At 39.5% G+C, this 17,067-nt stretch carries 17 protein-coding genes; 15 read left to right on the top strand and 2 right to left on the bottom strand.

Annotated elements, in window-relative coordinates:
• Positions 1–75: 75 nt before the first annotated feature.
• The 12 genes from rocF to QVH07_RS05215 all read left to right on the top strand — a co-directional run bounded on the left by rocF (position 76) and on the right by QVH07_RS05215 (position 11,805).
• Complete coding sequence (rocF, locus tag QVH07_RS05270) at positions 76–1,026, top strand: arginase (RefSeq protein ID WP_289999104.1); 951 nt, start codon at positions 76–78, stop codon at positions 1,024–1,026.
• A gap of 36 nt (positions 1,027–1,062) precedes the next feature.
• On the top strand, positions 1,063–2,853 hold the full coding sequence (gene argS, locus QVH07_RS05265; RefSeq protein WP_289999103.1) for an arginine--tRNA ligase: 1,791 nt from the start codon (positions 1,063–1,065) through the stop codon (positions 2,851–2,853).
• Between the two features lies 1 nt (position 2,854).
• Entirely contained in the window at positions 2,855–3,442 is a 588-nt protein-coding gene (locus tag QVH07_RS05260) for a glutathione peroxidase (RefSeq protein WP_289999102.1), read from the top strand.
• A 5-nt stretch (positions 3,443–3,447) separates the two neighbouring features.
• Complete coding sequence (locus QVH07_RS05255; RefSeq protein WP_289999101.1) at positions 3,448–4,359, top strand: 1,4-dihydroxy-2-naphthoate polyprenyltransferase; 912 nt, start codon at positions 3,448–3,450, stop codon at positions 4,357–4,359.
• 64 nt (positions 4,360–4,423) lie between these two features.
• Complete coding sequence (locus QVH07_RS05250) at positions 4,424–5,275, top strand: universal stress protein (protein ID WP_289999100.1); 852 nt, start codon at positions 4,424–4,426, stop codon at positions 5,273–5,275.
• 31 nt (positions 5,276–5,306) lie between these two features.
• Positions 5,307–5,660: a translation initiation factor gene (locus QVH07_RS05245; protein ID WP_289999099.1), complete on the top strand. Its 354-nt coding sequence runs from the start codon at positions 5,307–5,309 to the stop codon at positions 5,658–5,660.
• Positions 5,638–6,378: a GDSL-type esterase/lipase family protein gene (locus tag QVH07_RS05240; protein ID WP_289999098.1), complete on the top strand. Its 741-nt coding sequence runs from the start codon at positions 5,638–5,640 to the stop codon at positions 6,376–6,378. Before QVH07_RS05245 ends, QVH07_RS05240 begins: the two co-directional genes overlap by 23 nt.
• Before the next feature lie 249 nt (positions 6,379–6,627).
• Entirely contained in the window at positions 6,628–7,488 is an 861-nt protein-coding gene (gene hisG, locus QVH07_RS05235) for an ATP phosphoribosyltransferase (protein ID WP_289999097.1), read from the top strand.
• 13 nt (positions 7,489–7,501) lie between these two features.
• Positions 7,502–8,794: a histidinol dehydrogenase gene (hisD, locus tag QVH07_RS05230; protein ID WP_289999096.1), complete on the top strand. Its 1,293-nt coding sequence runs from the start codon at positions 7,502–7,504 to the stop codon at positions 8,792–8,794.
• Positions 8,791–9,852, top strand: a complete 1,062-nt coding sequence (hisC, locus tag QVH07_RS05225) for a histidinol-phosphate transaminase (protein WP_289999095.1) — start codon at positions 8,791–8,793, stop codon at positions 9,850–9,852. The genes hisD and hisC overlap by 4 nt, the downstream gene beginning before the upstream one ends.
• A 3-nt stretch (positions 9,853–9,855) precedes the next feature.
• Positions 9,856–10,953 carry a bifunctional histidinol-phosphatase/imidazoleglycerol-phosphate dehydratase HisB gene (hisB, locus tag QVH07_RS05220; RefSeq protein ID WP_289999094.1) on the top strand — a complete coding sequence of 366 codons (1,098 nt, stop codon included), beginning with the start codon at positions 9,856–9,858 and terminating at the stop codon, positions 10,951–10,953.
• A 54-nt stretch (positions 10,954–11,007) separates the two neighbouring features.
• Positions 11,008–11,805 (top strand): tetratricopeptide repeat protein, encoded by a 798-nt coding sequence (locus tag QVH07_RS05215; protein ID WP_289999093.1) that lies wholly within the window; start codon positions 11,008–11,010, stop codon positions 11,803–11,805.
• On the opposite strand, the gene QVH07_RS05210 is transcribed toward QVH07_RS05215, so the two are convergent.
• On the bottom strand, positions 11,772–12,680 hold the full coding sequence (locus QVH07_RS05210; RefSeq protein WP_289999092.1) for an ATP-grasp domain-containing protein: 909 nt from the start codon (positions 12,678–12,680) through the stop codon (positions 11,772–11,774). The two genes, QVH07_RS05215 and QVH07_RS05210, sit on opposite strands and share 34 nt — an antisense overlap.
• A gap of 95 nt (positions 12,681–12,775) precedes the next feature.
• Here QVH07_RS05210 and QVH07_RS05205 point away from each other — a divergent pair, with 95 nt between their 5' ends.
• Positions 12,776–13,591, top strand: a complete 816-nt coding sequence (locus QVH07_RS05205; protein ID WP_289999091.1) for a polyprenol monophosphomannose synthase — start codon at positions 12,776–12,778, stop codon at positions 13,589–13,591.
• Here QVH07_RS05205 and QVH07_RS05200 read toward each other — a convergent pair.
• Positions 13,506–14,723, bottom strand: a complete 1,218-nt coding sequence (locus tag QVH07_RS05200) for an ABC transporter permease (RefSeq protein ID WP_289999090.1) — start codon at positions 14,721–14,723, stop codon at positions 13,506–13,508. The two genes, QVH07_RS05205 and QVH07_RS05200, sit on opposite strands and share 86 nt — an antisense overlap.
• A 220-nt stretch (positions 14,724–14,943) precedes the next feature.
• Between QVH07_RS05200 and QVH07_RS05195 the strand changes: the two genes are divergently transcribed.
• Positions 14,944–16,059 (top strand): exo-beta-N-acetylmuramidase NamZ family protein, encoded by a 1,116-nt coding sequence (locus QVH07_RS05195; RefSeq protein WP_289999345.1) that lies wholly within the window; start codon positions 14,944–14,946, stop codon positions 16,057–16,059.
• 14 nt (positions 16,060–16,073) lie between these two features.
• The gene (gene fmt / locus QVH07_RS05190) at positions 16,074–16,997 is read left to right on the top strand and encodes a methionyl-tRNA formyltransferase (protein ID WP_289999089.1); all 924 of its coding nucleotides are present in this window, start codon (positions 16,074–16,076) and stop codon (positions 16,995–16,997) included.
• Positions 16,998–17,067 lie beyond the last annotated feature (70 nt).

Here is a 17,067-nt window from a genome sequence, read left to right as displayed (position 1 = left end):
TATTCCGGTTGATATAAGCTCTATTTTGGCTACTTTTACACAAAAAATAAACCCAACCATCGAGATATTTTCAGGATGCGAGAAATTAAACTAGTAGAGGTTAGATCAGAATTAGCTGCGGGTACGAGAGGTGCCAGTATGGGCATAGACGCGCTGAAAGTGGCCAGCCTTGATAAGAAATCCTCCTTTTTCACCCAGTTCGAGCCTATAAACGTGCCTGATGCAAATAATTATCTCTGGAGAGATAATGAGTTTCCAAATGCCAAACATATTGATGGAGTCTATCAGGTTTTGAATAATGTCTTTAATACCGTCGAACTCCTAAGACTTGATGGAAAATTCCCCATTGTTTTAGCTGGTGACCATAGCACTGCAGCGGGAACTATCATGGGCATCAAGGCTGCTCATCCAGAAAAAAGGCTAGGTGTCATTTGGATAGATGCACATGCAGATCTTCATACTCCATATACTACTCCATCAGGAAATATGCATGGGATGCCTTTGGCTATGGTTTCGCGAATAGATAATCTTGACTCTAAGCTCAATGAGCCTAGTGAAAAAACAATTGATTATTGGAATAGAATCAAGAGTATTGGTGGAGATTTTCCAAAAATCAGCCCAAAGGACATTGTTTTTATTTCTGTTCGAGATACCGAAGAACCTGAAAATTATCTCATTGAGAAATACGGAATAAAGAATTTCGAAACGAAAGAAGTACGAGAGAAGGGTGTATCAAAAATAGCAGAGGAAGCTCTTCAACACTTAAAATCCTGTGATCAAATTTATATTTCCTTTGATGTGGACAGCATTGATAGTAATATTTCGAAAGGGACTGGAACTCCGGTAGAAAATGGTCTCACAGTGGATGAAGCCATTTCCCTGAATGCTGAATTAATCAAAGATAAAAGGGTTTGCTGTTGGGAAATTGTAGAAGTGAACCCCACTCTCGATTCAGAAAATGCTATGGCAGAGATTGCCTTTGATGTCCTTGAGACCACAACCAACTCCCTTGTGGAGAACTTTTAATCAATACCCCAAGAAAACCCAAACGGGTAAGTCAAAATGAATACGCAGGAATCAATCCAAAACGGGATACAGAATGCTTTTAAAGAGCATTTTGAGGTAGAATTAACGAAAGATCAAATCTCTCTTGTACCGACAAGAAAAGAATTCGAGGGTACCTACACTTTTGTGGTGTTTCCTTTTTTGCGTAGCACTAAAAAAAGTCCTGAAGAATCTGCCAGATTGATTGGTGAGTATCTAAAAGATAATGTCCCAGAGGTGGTTGATTTCAATGTGGTCAAAGGGTTCCTAAATCTAGTTTTGGGAAATGCTTCCTGGATAGACCTTTTCGAAAATATTCGGAGTAATCCCAGCTTTGGCCAAAAGCCATCAAATGGTCAAAGGGTAATGGTAGAGTATTCCTCTCCTAACACAAATAAACCCCTCCACCTGGGTCACCTGAGGAATAATTTTCTTGGATATTCTGTAGCGCAGATTCTGGAAGCCAATGGTTATGAAGTAATTAAAGCAAACCTAGTGAATGACCGCGGAATTCACATCTGTAAATCCATGGTGGCATACAGTAAGTTCGGAAATAATGAAACTCCCGAATCATTAGGAATCAAGGGAGATCATCTGGCTGGAAAATATTATGTTCTCTTCGATAAGGAGTACAAAAAAGAAGTTCAAAAGTTAATAACCGAAGGAAAATCTAAAGAGCAAGCGGAAAAAGAAGCTCCAATTCTATTGGAAGCTCAGAACATGCTGAGGCTTTGGGAGGCTAATGATCCAGAAGTGGTAGCGCTTTGGAAGAAAATGAATTCCTGGGTTTATGAAGGTTTTGAAGAGACTTATCGAAAGATGGGGGTGTCTTTTGACAAATACTACTACGAATCTGACACCTATCTTCTTGGAAAAGATATTGTAGAAGAAGGCCTGAAGAAAGGAGTTTTCTTCCAAAAAGAGGATAAATCAACTTGGGTCGATTTGAGTTCAGAAGGTCTCGATGAGAAATTGGTTCTCAGAGGGGATGGAACCTCCGTTTACATGACCCAGGATATGGGTACCGCTGATCTGAAATACAATGATTTCAAGCTTGATAAGTCAGTTTATGTGGTTGGAAATGAACAAGACTATCACTTTGATGTACTTTTTAAGATCATGCGTAAACTGGGCCGCCCTTATGGTGATGGCTTATTTCATCTAAGTTATGGCATGGTTGATTTGCCTTCCGGCAAAATGAAATCCCGAGAGGGAACCGTGGTAGATGCTGACGATCTCATGGATGAGATGATTCAAACTGCCGAAAATCATACCAAAGAGTTGGGAAAAATCGACGGATTCACTCCAGAGCAGGCAACAGAGCTTTATGAGATTCTTGGAATGGGAGCCCTTAAATATTTTCTACTCAAAGTAGATCCAAAAAAGCGCATGCTCTTCAATCCCCAGGAATCTATTGAATTCCAGGGAAACACGGGACCTTTTATTCAGTACTCACATGCCAGAATCAAATCGATTTTGCGAAAAGCAAAGCAATTAGGCATTGAATATAAATCCACCGACTTTAGTGGTATTTCATCTCTTCATGAATCCGAACAGAATTTGATATTTATTCTGGGTGAGTTTGAAAAGAAAATTCAGCTGGCAGGACAGGAATATTCACCTTCTGTAATCGCACAGTATCTTTTCGATCTTGCTAAAGATTACAATCGATTCTATGCTGATGTGGCAATTTTCCAGGAGGACGATCCTCTGCTGGTTTCTTTCCGAGTGGCACTTTCTGAGATGACCGCAAAAACAATCAAAAAGGGCATGGGTTTATTAGGTATAAGTGTCCCAGACCGCATGTAATATGAAAAATTCAATTTTAATCTTTTGCCTGTTTGTACTTTTTGGCTGCCAAAAAGCAGTTCAAAGACCAGAAACACTGGAGGCAAGTTTAGCTTTAAACCCCAAAACCATGGAAAGCAGCTTTTATGACTTTGAAATGAAGGACCTTGACGGTAAGACTAGAAAATTCTCTGAGTTCAAGGGAAAAAAAATCCTGGTGGTAAATGTAGCTTCGAGATGTGGATATACACCTCAATATGAGGGACTTCAGGAGCTTTATTCAAACTTTTCAGACAAGGTCGTAGTACTAGGATTTCCTGCAAATAATTTTGGAGGCCAAGAGCCTGGTAGCAACGATGAGATTAAAGAGTTTTGTACAGCTAATTACGGGGTGACTTTCCCCGTTTTTGAAAAGGTTTCCGTTAAAGGATTTGATAAGCACCCTATTTATAGATGGCTAAGCGATCCGGAATTGAACGGATGGAATAGCGAAGAACCTAGCTGGAATTTCTGCAAATATCTAATAGACGAAAAAGGCGAACTCTTGAAATATTACCCTTCTTCTGTCACTCCTCTGGATGAGGACATTTTAAGTCTAATAGAAGCTTAAAAAAGGTGCAGGTAGAAATTAAGGACAGGAAGCAAGCCTGGCTCCATGCCATTCGATTAAGGACTTTACCTTTGGCTCTAGCAAGTATTCTTGCCGGATCCATAATTGCATATCAGCAGGGTGTTTTCCGTTGGAACATATTTTTTCTAGCCTGCCTAACTACCATTTTTTTACAAATTCTCTCCAATCTTTCAAACGATTACGGAGACACGATTCACGGTGCAGACCATGAAAAGAGAGAAGGCCCTGTTCGAGCTGTACAATCAGGCTTGATTTCACTTAAAGAGATGAAAAAAGCAATTTATCTCTTCGGTTTTTTTTCATTGATTTCTGGTCTTTTGTTGATTTTTCTCGCCTTACAAAGTATCCTACTTTTCGGCATTTTCTTACTGCTTGGGCTTTTGGCCATATGGGCAGCAATTACCTATACTTCTGGAAAAAATCCCTATGGTTATATTGGATTGGGGGATTTATCGGTATTTCTATTTTTCGGGCTTCTTGGGGTAATTGGCACCTTTTTTCTTCATAGCGGCGATTTCTTTTCACCAGTAATCTGGATTGGTATTTCTCTGGGTTTCTTCAGTACCTCGGTCCTCAACATCAATAATATCCGGGATATAGAGTCTGATACCCATGCTGGTAAAAAATCTATTCCCGTTAGGATTGGTCGCAGTGCTGCCATTCAATATAACTGGTTCTTAATCCTAGCTGGTAATATAACCTTGGCAATCTACATTCTTCTGACCCAAAACCTGGGAGGTTTATTTGCTCTTCTGGCTTTTCCCTTGATGATAAAAGTAGGAGTCGGCGTACAAAATGCGCAAACCTCCAAGCAAACAGATCCATTTTTAAAGCAAATGGCCCTATCCACTTTACTTTGGGTAATATGCTTTGGAATAGGAATTCTTTTTTTATAAATCTGACAAATGTCCTTTTAGAGTTACATTTTTTCCTATAATTTGGAGGAAAACCCACAATATTATGACAAAGGTTCTTATACCCTACGATTTTTCAGATCAGGCAAACTTTGCCCTTAATTTCGCCATCAAAATTGCTGAGACCATGGATAACATTCACATTGAAGTTCTCCACGTGATGGAAATTCCAAACAGCACTAGTTTCACCACCATGGGTGGCGGAGAGCAGTTTCCTGATATTGAAAATCAAGTATTTTTTGTTGAGCTTATGGAGCACAGGAAGGAGCAGATTGCAAAATTGAAAGAAAAACACAGCGGAAAGCCCTACTCCTTTGATGCTAAAATAAAGCTTGGAAATGCTTTTCAGGGTATTTCTGAAAGCATAAATGAAGAGAGTCCTGATTTGGTAATAATGGGCTCCAAAGGAGTAAGTGGAATGGAAGAGGTTTTGATCGGAAGTAATACTGAAAAAGTGGTAAGAACAGCCTCATGCCCTGTGGTGACTGTGAAAAGCGAAACAGACCCTAAGGATATCCATAAAATTGTTTTTGCTAGTGATTTTAGTAACGAGTCGGCTGAAGTAGCGGCAAGAATTAAGAGACTTAAGCATATTCTTCAAGCCCAGCTTTACTTGGTTTATATAAATACACCAGGGAATTTTGAAACCAGCAGAGAGTCTATTCAGCGGATCAAAGATTTTGCATCCAACCATGGAATCGAGGATGCCAAAGCTGAAATCTATAATTCAAGATCCGAAGAATCTGGAATTTTAGAGTTCGCGGATGATATAAATGCGGACCTCATTGCCATGACAACACATGGTCGTACTGGATTTCTTCACCTTGTGATGGGAAGTATCACTGAGGACGTGGTAAACCATGCTAAAAGGCCCGTCTGGACATTGAAAGTGGAATAACTTCTTCCACCCTCTAAATTTGAAATTGATAATGGGTAGAAAAAATAACGATTGGAAAAATCGCAATGGAATGGTGTATTCCACAGATGACGATTTTGAGTTCGAAGAAAATTCTAATCTTGAAGAAGAAACACTGTCGGCATCTCAGCAAAACCTAAAAGTAATGCTGGACAAAAAGGCCAGAGGAGGAAAGAAAGTTACTCTGGTGGCCGGATTTGTGGGTTCTGAAGATGACCTAAAGGAATTAGGCAAAGAATTAAAAAGTAAATGTGGGGTTGGTGGCTCTGCTAAGGATGGAGAAATTCTAATTCAGGGGGATCATCGGGACAAGGTTCTCGACCTGCTTTTGAAAGGAGGATATCGTGCGAAAAAATCCGGTGGCTAATTCCACTCGCCCATATTTTCTTTTTCAAGCCAAGCTTTACCCCGTACTTCCCTATCTTATTTATAAAGCCAACAAGGTAAAGAAGACGTATCCTACCCCACCAGCAAAAAGTGAGTTTCTGACTTTGGGAAATTCAGAAAAGAAGTATCTGATTCTGGGAGAATCTACGGCTGCGGGAGTAGGCGCCAAAGATCCAAAAGGGACCATAGCGCACAGAATTTTTGAAACAGCAGGTCCTGATTTACAGGTGATCAATCTTGGAAAAAATGGAATCAGGGTGAAAGAAGCTATTCCAACATTCCGCCACCAGCTAAATTCCATTGAAGATAAAGTGGATGGACTTTTTATTTTTTTGGGGGCCAATGACTGCTTTAAGCTCACTCCACCAAATGAATATCAAAGAGCACTTTTAAGACTTTTGGATCAAATAAATTCTCAATTCCAACCTAATTGGATTTATCTTGCCGATATCCCCCCAGTTCAAATTTTCCCTGCTTTTCCACCCATTTTGAAAAGTTATTTGAAGGAACAGAGGAGCTTTTTAAGAACTGAAATGAAACGAATCGCAAGCCTTGATGAACGTATTGTCTTTGAGTCAATAGAATTGGACCTAGATGAGTCTTTTTTCTCTGAGGATCTTATCCACCCTTCTTCTTACGGCTATTCAGCCATTGCTGATTTTTCTCTGGCCGGGCTAAAACGTGCGAACAAAATCTAGGTCAATCACAATTCACAAAACTTTATCAGTCCTTGGAGGTTAATTGACCATTCCTATCTTTGCAGAAGAAATGAAGAAACTCAAAAAAAATAAGACATTTTTCTCCAGGGCATGCCATCTTCCTGTAGTTCATCATTTCCATCATTCCTAATCAGGAATATTTTTAAATCTACCCGGTGTCGTCGATGATAGGGATTCCACGAGCACCAAAAGTATTACCCAAATTAATTTCAAAGCATAAATTGCATTATGGAAAACATAATCCGTATTGCCGTTCAAAAAAGCGGCAGACTATCTGATGATTCCCTAGGCCTTATTAAAGAATGTGGAGTCAAATTTTACAATGGTAAAGGCAAGCTAAAGGCTGTATCTCATAATTTCCCGATTGAATTTCTCTTTTTAAGAGATGATGATATTCCAGGTTATGTAGCTGATGGAGTAGCAGACATTGGAATCGTAGGTGAAAATGAACTTGCTGAGAAGGAAAGTAACGTGACTGTTTTGAAAAAGCTCGGCTTTTCAAAATGTCGTCTTTCTTTGGCCATTCCCAAAGGAGTAGACTACCCAGGTCTATCTTTCTTTGAAGGAAAAAACATAGCCACCTCCTACCCTAAAATTCTTCAGAATTACTTAACAAAAAATGGTGTAAATGCTGAAATTCATGAGATCAGTGGATCGGTGGAAATCGCTCCAAGCATTGGACTGGCCGAAGGAATCTGTGACATCGTAAGCTCAGGTTCTACTCTTATGATGAATGGACTTCAAGAGGTAGAAAAAATCTTCAAATCAGAAGCCGTTCTGATTGGAAACCCAAATCTGAAGGATTGGCAAACTGAGATTGTCGAGAAGCTGCTTTTCAGAATTAATGCCGTTCAGGAGGGTAAAAGCAACAAATATGTGCTTTTGAATGCTCCAAATGAATCCTTAGACAAAATCATAGGGTTGATTCCTGGAATGAGAAGCCCAACTATTTTGCCTTTGGCACAAAGCGGATGGTCCTCGGTGCATTCGGTTCTTAATGAGGACCAGTTTTGGGAAAACATTGAAGAACTACGGGCAGCTGGCGCGGAAGGCATACTAGTAGTTCCCATTGAAAAAATGATCGTCTAAATCCTCAGGATCTATGAAAATTCTTAATAATCCGAGTTCGGAAATATGGAAGAAAAGCCTTGAACGACCAGTTCAGAAAGCCAAAAAAATCAATAAGGTAATCAAACCGATTTTTAAGTCTGTAAAGAAAAAGGGAGATCAAGCTTTGATTCAATTTGCTGAAGAGTTCGACGGAGTAAAACTTACAGAAATCCTTGTCACTGAGGAGGAAATCAAAGCAGCAAAAAATCAGGTTTCTACAGAGCTTCAGGAAGCCATCGAGGTGGCTTATACTAATATTTCCAAATTCCACACAGCCCAAAAGCAGGATGAACTGGTTGAGGAAGTTATGCCCGGAGTAATTTGCAGAAGAAAAAGTGTCCCTATTCAGAAAGTAGGACTTTATATTCCTGGAGGAACGGCTCCACTATTTAGCACCGTTTTGATGTTGGCAGTTCCTGCTGTGATCGCAGGCTGTAGTGAAATTATCCTATGCTCACCTCCGGATAAAGAAGGGAATATTCACCCAGCTATTTTATACACAGCAAGTCTGGTCGGACTTAGAAAAATTGCCAAAGTTGGTGGTGCACAGGCCATAGCTGCTATGACCTTTGGAACTGAGTCCATATCAGCTGTGGATAAAATTTTCGGCCCAGGAAACCAATATGTGACAGCTGGTAAACAAAGAGCAACCAACTACGGTGTTGCTATTGATATGCCTGCAGGCCCATCTGAAGTTTTGGTTTATGCTGATGATTCGGCTAATCCGGCATTTGTGGCTGCTGACCTTCTTTCACAGGCCGAGCACGGCATAGATTCTCAGGTGGTCTTGGTAACTAACTCAGAAGACTTTGCAAAGAAATCCCTTAAAGAAGTAGATAAGCAATTGAAAGATCTTCCCAGAAAGGATATTGCTAAAAAGGCTTTAAAAAATTCCACGGCAGTGGTGGTAAAAAGCAGAGAAACTACTTTAGATATCATCAATAATTATGCACCTGAACACTTGATAATAAGTGTAGAAGATGAAGAAGAAGTAGTTGATGGTATTGTGAACGCAGGTTCGGTTTTCATAGGAAAATACACACCCGAATCAGCTGGAGATTATGCTTCTGGGACGAATCATACTTTACCAACTTATGGTTATGCAAAGAATTACAGTGGAGTTTCCCTGGATAGCTTTGTTAAGAAAATCACTTACCAGAAAATTACCGAAAAAGGGCTGAAGCTTCTTGGTCCCACGGTAGAAGTAATGGCTGAAAACGAATTGCTAATGGCACATAAAAATGCAGTCAGTATTCGATTAAATTACTTAAAGAATCAAAAATGAATTTTGATCTAAAGGCATTGCTCAGACCACATATTCGAGAGCTGAAACCTTATACCTCAGCTAGGGATGAATACAGTGGAAAAGATGGAATTTTTCTTGACGCCAATGAAAATCCATTTGGATCTATTACCACTGAAAACTTCAACAGATATCCTGACCCCTATCAGCAAGCCTTAAAAGAAAGGATCGCCACGATAAAAAACGTGTCACCTTCAAGGATATTTCTTGGGAATGGGTCTGATGAGCCTATAGATTTATTATTTCGGGCCTTTTGCAATCCAGCCCAGGATAATGTCATCATTTTACCTCCCACGTACGGAATGTATGGAGTAAGTGCTTCAATAAATGCAATTGAAACCATTTCTATCCCACTAACTGAGGATTTTCAATTGCAGAAGGAAAAGGTACTGGAAGCAGTATCAGAAAAGTCAAAGATCCTTTTCATTTGCTCTCCGAATAATCCTTCAGGCAATTCCTTAAACCCTAATGAAATTGAAGAATTGATTCAAAAATTTCCAGGAATTGTAGTTATTGATGAGGCCTATGTGGATTTTATGTCTGGAGAAAGTTTTGTAAAAAAGCTAGAAGAGTATCCAAACCTTGTGATTCTTCAGACCTTTTCTAAGGCTTGGGGTCTCGCATCACTTCGGCTAGGAATGGCTTTCGCCAGTGAAGAAATAATTTCTGTGCTGAATAAAATAAAGCCGCCATATAACATTTCAGGACTGACTCAGAGGACTGTATTGGATGCTCTGGACAATACCGATAAAATGAAAAGAATGGTCGCTGATATCCTGATTCAAAGAGATAAATTAAAGAAGGAATTGGAATCACTTGATGGAGTGATTAAAGTTTTTCCTTCAGACGCTAATTTCCTACTGGTGAAAGTTCCAAATGCCAATAAAGCTTATCAGGATTTGATTGGTAGAAAAGTAATTTTGAGAAATCGGTCTAATGTATTGCTTTGTGAGAATTGTCTTAGAATAACCATTGGTACCGAAGAGGAAAACAAGATATTGATTGCAGAGCTTAAAAATTGGCTTACCGAAAACTCATAACCCATGAAAAAAAGAGTTCTTTTCATCGACCGTGATGGCACAATAATCAAAGAGCCACCTACTGATTATCAAGTAGATAGTCTGGAAAAACTTGAGTTTCTTCCCAAAGCCATATCTAATCTCAGAAAGATTGCCGAGGAAACAGATTACGAACTGGTTATGGTGACCAACCAGGATGGCTTGGGAACCGATTCATTTCCTGAAAAAGACTTTTGGCCTGCGCAATATAAAATGCTTAAAACCCTTGAGCAGGAAAATGTTGTTTTCTCCAAGATCCATATTGACAAGACTTTCGAACATGAAGGTGCGGACACCAGAAAGCCTGGAGTTGGGCTTTTGAAAGAATACTTTTCAGAGGAATATGACCTGGAAAAAAGCTATGTCATCGGAGATAGAGATTCTGATATTCAGCTAGCAGAAAACCTCGGTGCCAAAGGGATTTTCATCGGAGAAGGAAACCCAAAGGCTAGTCTTCAAACCACAGACTGGGATGAGATTTATGAGTTTTTAAAATACCCTCCCAGAAGGGCTGAAATCAAACGGACTACATCAGAAACTGATATTTCAGTTTCACTAAACCTGGATGGAAAAGGGAAATCAAATATTTCAACTGGTTTGAGCTTTTTTGATCATATGTTGGATCAACTTGCCAAACACGGAAGCACGGATCTGAATATTCAGGTAAAAGGTGATTTGCACATCGATGAGCATCACACCATAGAAGATACAGCTCTTGCTTTGGGCGAAGCCTACCTGAAGGCCTTGGGTGATAAAAAAGGCATTTATCGCTATGGCTTTTGTTTACCCATGGATGATTCTTTGGCACAGGTAGCTATTGATTTTGGTGGAAGGCCTTGGATTGTTTGGGAAGCTGACTTCAAAAGGGAAAAAGTGGGTGATATGCCAACGGAAATGTTTTTTCATTTCTTCAAATCCTTTTCCGACACCGCTAAATGCAATCTAAATATCAAGGTGGAAGGAGACAATGAACATCATAAAATCGAAGCAATCTTTAAGGCCCTGGCACGAGCCATAAAAATGGCAGTGAGAAGAGATAAAGATAATTTAGATCAGTTACCCTCGACCAAAGGAGCACTTTAAATTTTTTAACTGTAACAAAATAGGATTTAAGGCCGTTATTTTGTTTGTTTAGTTATGGTACGAAATTTACGTAATCTTCCTGTTTTTATAATTCTAGTCCTTTTTTCTGCCTGTCGAAGTGACCTCAATGATATTCAGGCGATTTTCGAAGCAGAAAAATATGAAGAGACCATCGACAGGCTGGACACTTACCTATTTTTCAATGTGACGGATGTTAAGGCTTTCCACATGCGCGCCAGATGTTATGAGGAATTGGGGATGTATGAAGAGGCGAAAAGAGATTTCCAACGAGTCATTCAGTTAAACCCAGATTATGCTCTGGCTTATGCCGGTTTAGGTAAAATTGCTTTTGAGCAAAAAGATTATAAACAGGCAGAATTACATCTGTTGAGAGCCGCCACAATGGAAGCTGATAATTTTGATATCCTTTACATGTTAGGGAGAGCACAAATCATGACGGAAAAATATAGGACTGCCGAGGGTTTTTTGCGGCAGGCCCATGAAATGAATCCGGATTTCGGAAAAATCAATTTCTACATTGGGATGAGTTTGGCTTTTCAGGGAGATGCTCTCGGTGCTGCAGCAGCATTCAATCAATACGTACAGCATGAGCCTGATCACATCACAGGCAGGTATAATCGGGGGTTTGCATTGATGCGGGCAGGGTTTATCGATTGGGCCATTGAAGATTTTGATGCAGTTCTTTCTCAGGAGCCTGATCATTGGGACGCCATGGCTCAAAAAGGTATCTGCCTAAAACAAAAAGGAGACGCTAGCGGATGTCTTTTAGTTAACAAAGCCGCTCAAAAAGGTAGTATTTATGGACTAGCTGCAGAGGACCTTTGTAGCTGAGAAAACAATCTCCTTTCCAAAGCTTCCTTATAATTTTTCCTAGCCCCTTCAGACTCCACCAAGAATAAATAAGGCTCTATCATTTCTAGTTCCATAAGGTGAAATACACCGCTTATTATGACTCCATCCACTCGTGCATAGAGGGAGTTTTGGCAAAATCTATCTACCAGAACTTGAACCGAATCCAGAAGTAATTGATCTGGGTGGAACGCTTTTATGGTTCCTCCAAAGTAATGCTGTACTCTAAAATCTTCTTGTGCTGGGGTTTTTAAAACCGCATGTGAAAAAATTGAATTAAAATAAATCAAAGAATACTCCCCTACTTCAGCTACTTCCTTGACAAAAGGCTGAATGAGAAATGATTCCTTTTCAAGCAAAGAATTAAGTTTTGGCAAGAAATCTTGAACATGTTTTTTATCGAGTCTAAAAGTGTTTTTGGCACCTCCGGATACAAGAGGTTTAATCACGAACTCATCGAAGGGAAGACCTTCAAAGTCATCTTTATAGATAGAACTTTGAGCGGCAAGCTTTTTCCCTGAAATAACTGGAAATCCCATCTTTTCTACATCAAAGAGATAAGATTTATCCGAATTCCACCTTAATATTTCCAGACTATTTAAAACCGGAATCTGAAGCATTTCAAGATGATCCAACCAGGATCTGAATTCTTCATAATGATCGAAATAATCCCAGGTGGATTTGATAAGCAAAAAATCGAACTTCGACCAATCAGCATTCTTGTCAGACCATGGAATAAGCTCATTTTCGATCCCTAATTCATCTAGTATTTCAGCTAAAATTTGATTTTCATCTGCAGTGTTGTGATCATAGGTCCCTTTTGAGACGTATGTCACGATCGCCACCTTGTTCTTCATCCCGATTATTTGGTCAATTGTAAAAGAACACTAAAATTATCGAGGAATGGGTTAAAAAAACACGTATTTCCGTTTAATTTTGATTAATTCAGTCTATGCTTAAAGAGAAAATTGTCATTGTTCCTACCTACAATGAGGTGGAAAACATTCAAGAGCTCATCGATACGGTGATGTTTCTAGAGGGTGACTTTAATCTTCTCATCATAGATGATGGCTCACCAGATGGCACCGCCAAAATCGTTAAAGAAAACCAAAAGAATTATCCAGATCGACTTTTCCTGATTCAAAGAAAAGGGAAACTCGGCTTAGGGACCGCTTACATTACAGGTTTCAAATGGTCTATTCAAAACGATTATCAATACATTTTTGAAATGGATGCAGATTTTTCGCACAATCCAGCCGATTTGATCCGGCTTTATGAAGCCTGTCATAAAGATGGCTTTGATCTGGCTATAGGGTCCAGATATATAACCGGTGTAAATGTGGTGAACTGGCCAATTGGAAGAGTGCTAATGTCTTACTTTGCCAGCGTATATGTAAAATTCATTACTGGGCTTCCCGTAAAAGACGCTACTGCGGGATTTAAATGCTATAAGAGAAGAGTTCTCGAGGGTATGAAACTGGACAAGATCAAGTTCATAGGATATGCTTTCCAAATCGAAATGAAATTCACTGCATGGAAACTTGGCTTTCAGATTAAAGAAGTGCCCATAATTTTCACAGATAGAACCAAAGGTACTTCAAAAATGAGTAAGGGTATTTTTAAGGAGGCTATTTTTGGTGTGATTTCAATGAAAATCAAGAGTATTATTTCACCCTACAAACTCAATCAAAGCGAATCGATTTTATCGGATCAACCTTCGAAATTGCGAGAACTGGAACAAGAGTCACCAGCATCGTCAATAGACTAATTCCAAGGTTCAAAGCCAGAAAAACCGGCCAATTCCAATAAATTGGCACATATGCCATATAGTAACTCGCAGCATCCAGAGGGATTAATTTGAACTGATCTTGCAAAAATCCCAATCCTAAACCGATGGCATTTCCAATCAGCAAACCCCTCAGGAGAATTCTAAAACCATTCCACAAAAATATTCTTCGAATCTGTTTATCTCTTGTTCCCAAGGCCTTCAAAACCCCAATCATCTGCGTTCTTTCCATGATCAGAATGAAAAGAATTGCACCCATATTGAATATGGCTACAAATCCAATGAGACCAACAAAGACATAAACATTGGTATCCAGCAAGGCCAGCCAATCGAAAATTTCCCGGAATTTCTCCCTACTATCTACCAGTTTCAAATCTGAATCCAGAACATTTTCAATTTCCCGAATTTGGCTTTGCGAAGCTTCAGAATCATCTACAAAAATCTCCAAACCTCCAATCTGGTCATTGGTCCAGCCATTTAGATTACGAATCGTTTGGAGCTCTCCTATTACCACTTTTTGATCAAAATTTTCCAGATAAGTTTCAAAGATTCCTACCACTGTTGCCCTTCTAAATCTTGGAGGGTTCTGAACAAAATAAAGTGTCACACGATCTCCTAATCCAATCAGGAGCCTATTCGCCAGGTACTTGCTGATCATGATTTCGTTGGATGTGCCCTCTTCAGGTATTTGCAACATCCTTCCCTCTATTAGGTATTGCTGAAAGGTCAAAGAGTCAAAATCAGACCCCATTCCTTTCATCAGGATTCCTTCCACTTCAGACTCTCCTTTCATTAAGGCGGCCTTATTCGCGTAAGATTGGACCTTTTCTACAAATGGTAATTCCCTGTAATTCTCAAAAAATCGACTCCTTTTGCTAAAAGGCATTTCTTCAAAAGCATTACTCATCATGTATCGCTGAACCTGATAATGACCGGTAAAATCAAATACCCGGTCAGAGACGGTGGATTGAAAGCCACCGAGAATCATAAAGGCCAAAATGGAAACCCCTAGACCCAGAGCCAAACTCCCAATGGCAATCCGATGTATGGTTTCTGAAAAACCTCCTGCCCTTTTGAAGCTCAGTCGATTAGCTATGAAAAATGAGAAATTCAAGGAGGATTTCTGTCTTTAATTGAATTACAGATGGATGAATTTTATGGGGCTAAGGTACATAAGATTTAAATCCGTCAAAAGCACTTTAAAAACTTAAAAAATGTCTAAAATATTCACACAGCCGGTCATTTTGACTAGTTTTGATAAAGAACCCAAACCTCACTATAAATTGAAAAACAACTTCATAAGAAACTTCTTCTTCGTATTCTTTTTGCCCTATATGGCCTTGGCTCAATCCGGTAATATAATGGTGGGTGCAGAACGTTCTGAACTTTATCTAAATGATTTAAAGGGAAAGTCGGTTGGAGTCGTGGGAAATCAAACCAGTATACTTCCCGGCATGAATAATATGCACCTGGTGGATTATCTGCTTTCCGAAAATATAAATGTGGCCAAGGTATTTGTTCCTGAGCATGGATTTAGAGGCCAGGCTGATGCAGGTGAGGTCATAGACAACTCGGTGGATGAAAAAACTGGTCTACCAATTGTATCACTTTATGGATCAAACAAAAAACCTTCTTCAGAGCAGCTGGAAGGGCTTGATATAATCATTTTTGATCTTCAGGATGTGGGAACCAGGTTTTATACCTACATAAGCACAATGCACTATATCATGGAGGCTGGAAGTGAAAATGGGGTTGAAGTGATGGTAATGGACCGACCAAATCCAAATGGTGATTATGTGGATGGCCCCATTCGGAAGGAAGGGTTTAAAAGCTTCGTTGGCATGCACCCGGTACCCATAGTCCATGGTCTTACTGTGGGCGAGCTAGCGCAAATGATCAATGGTGAAATGTGGTTGAAAGATGGAATTCAAGCAGATTTGACCGTGATTCCGATAGAAAACTGGAATCACTCGATGCCTTACTCTTTACCCGTGAAGCCTTCTCCAAACCTACCAAATGACCTTTCGATCCGACTTTATCCGAGTACTTGTTTTTTTGAAGGAACAAATTTTTCAGTGGGTAGAGGTACCTATTTTCCTTTTCAGGTCTATGGATACCCGAATTCAGATTATGGCGATTTTGAGTTTACCCCAGTAAGTATTAACGGGATGGCCAAATCCCCAAGATACCAAGATCAAACCTGTTATGGAGTGGATTTGAGAAATGAACCCTTAACCTCAAAATTCACCTTGTCTTACATATTAGACGCTTATAACAGAAGTCAGGAAAAGGATAAATTTTTTACAAATTGGTTCAACACACTTGCTGGTACAGATGAATTGATGAAAATGATCAAAGCTGGAAAGAGTGAAGAGGAGATACGGGCTTCATGGAAAAAGGAACTGGATGAATTCAAAAAACTCCGTGAAAAATATCTGATTTACAACTAGACTATCCTTCGATCATGTCAAAAGATTTGAGAATTATTTACATGGGTACTCCGGAGTTTGCTGTTCCTTCTCTGGAGAAACTTGTCGATGCTGGCTGGAACGTTGTGGCTGTAATTACCGCACCTGACAAACCAAAAGGAAGAGGCCAGAAACTGATTCCTTCGCCAGTTAAGGTTACTGCTGAAAAATTGAATATCCCTGTCCTTCAGCCAAAAAACCTCAAATCAGAGGGTTTCCTGGAAGAGCTTCGTTCCTATCATGCAGATTTACAAATTGTAGTGGCTTTTCGAATGCTTCCTGTTGTAGTCTGGGATATGCCCAGACTTGGAACTTTTAACTTACATGCCTCTCTTCTACCTGATTATCGAGGAGCCGCTCCGATTAACTGGGCCATCATTAATGGTGAAAAAGAAACCGGTGTCACTACCTTCTTTCTGAAACATGAAATAGATACAGGAAGTCTACTGCTTCAGGAAAAAACCCCAATTGGATCGGATGAAAATCTAGGTGATCTTTATGAAAGATTGATGGAAATGGGTTCAGACTTGGTGCTAAAAACAGTGGAAAACATTGCCACAGGCAAAGCTAATCCTATTCCACAGGACGAGTCTAAAGCAAAAAATCATGCACCTAAAATCTTCAAAGAAACTTGTGAAATAAACTGGTCTAAAAATGCCAAGGATATACATAATCTAGTGCGGGGCCTTTCCCCATTCCCATCTGCTTTTACGAAAATAAATGGTAAAAACTGCAAAATTTTTCGAACCGCTTTGGAATCAGGCTCCTTGGCTAATTCAAATCCTGGAGAATGGGAAACTGACCAAAAATCATTTCTGAAATTTCAAACAGGAGATGGTGTAATAAGTGTTGAAGAACTACAATTGGAAGGAAAAAAAAGAATGAAAATTCAAGATTTCCTCAGAGGTAATTCCCTTTAGGCCAAGTCAATAGGAATTTTGAATTCGAATCCATTTTTAGGATATTTATACTTACACCACTAATTCATTT

Source organism: Algoriphagus sediminis (genome assembly GCF_030403435.1).
In the GTDB taxonomy this organism is placed as follows: Bacteria; Bacteroidota; Bacteroidia; order Cytophagales; family Cyclobacteriaceae; genus Algoriphagus; species Algoriphagus sediminis.
The sequence above is the reverse complement of the archived record's forward strand: the minus strand, read 5'-3'. Positions and strand labels throughout refer to the sequence as shown.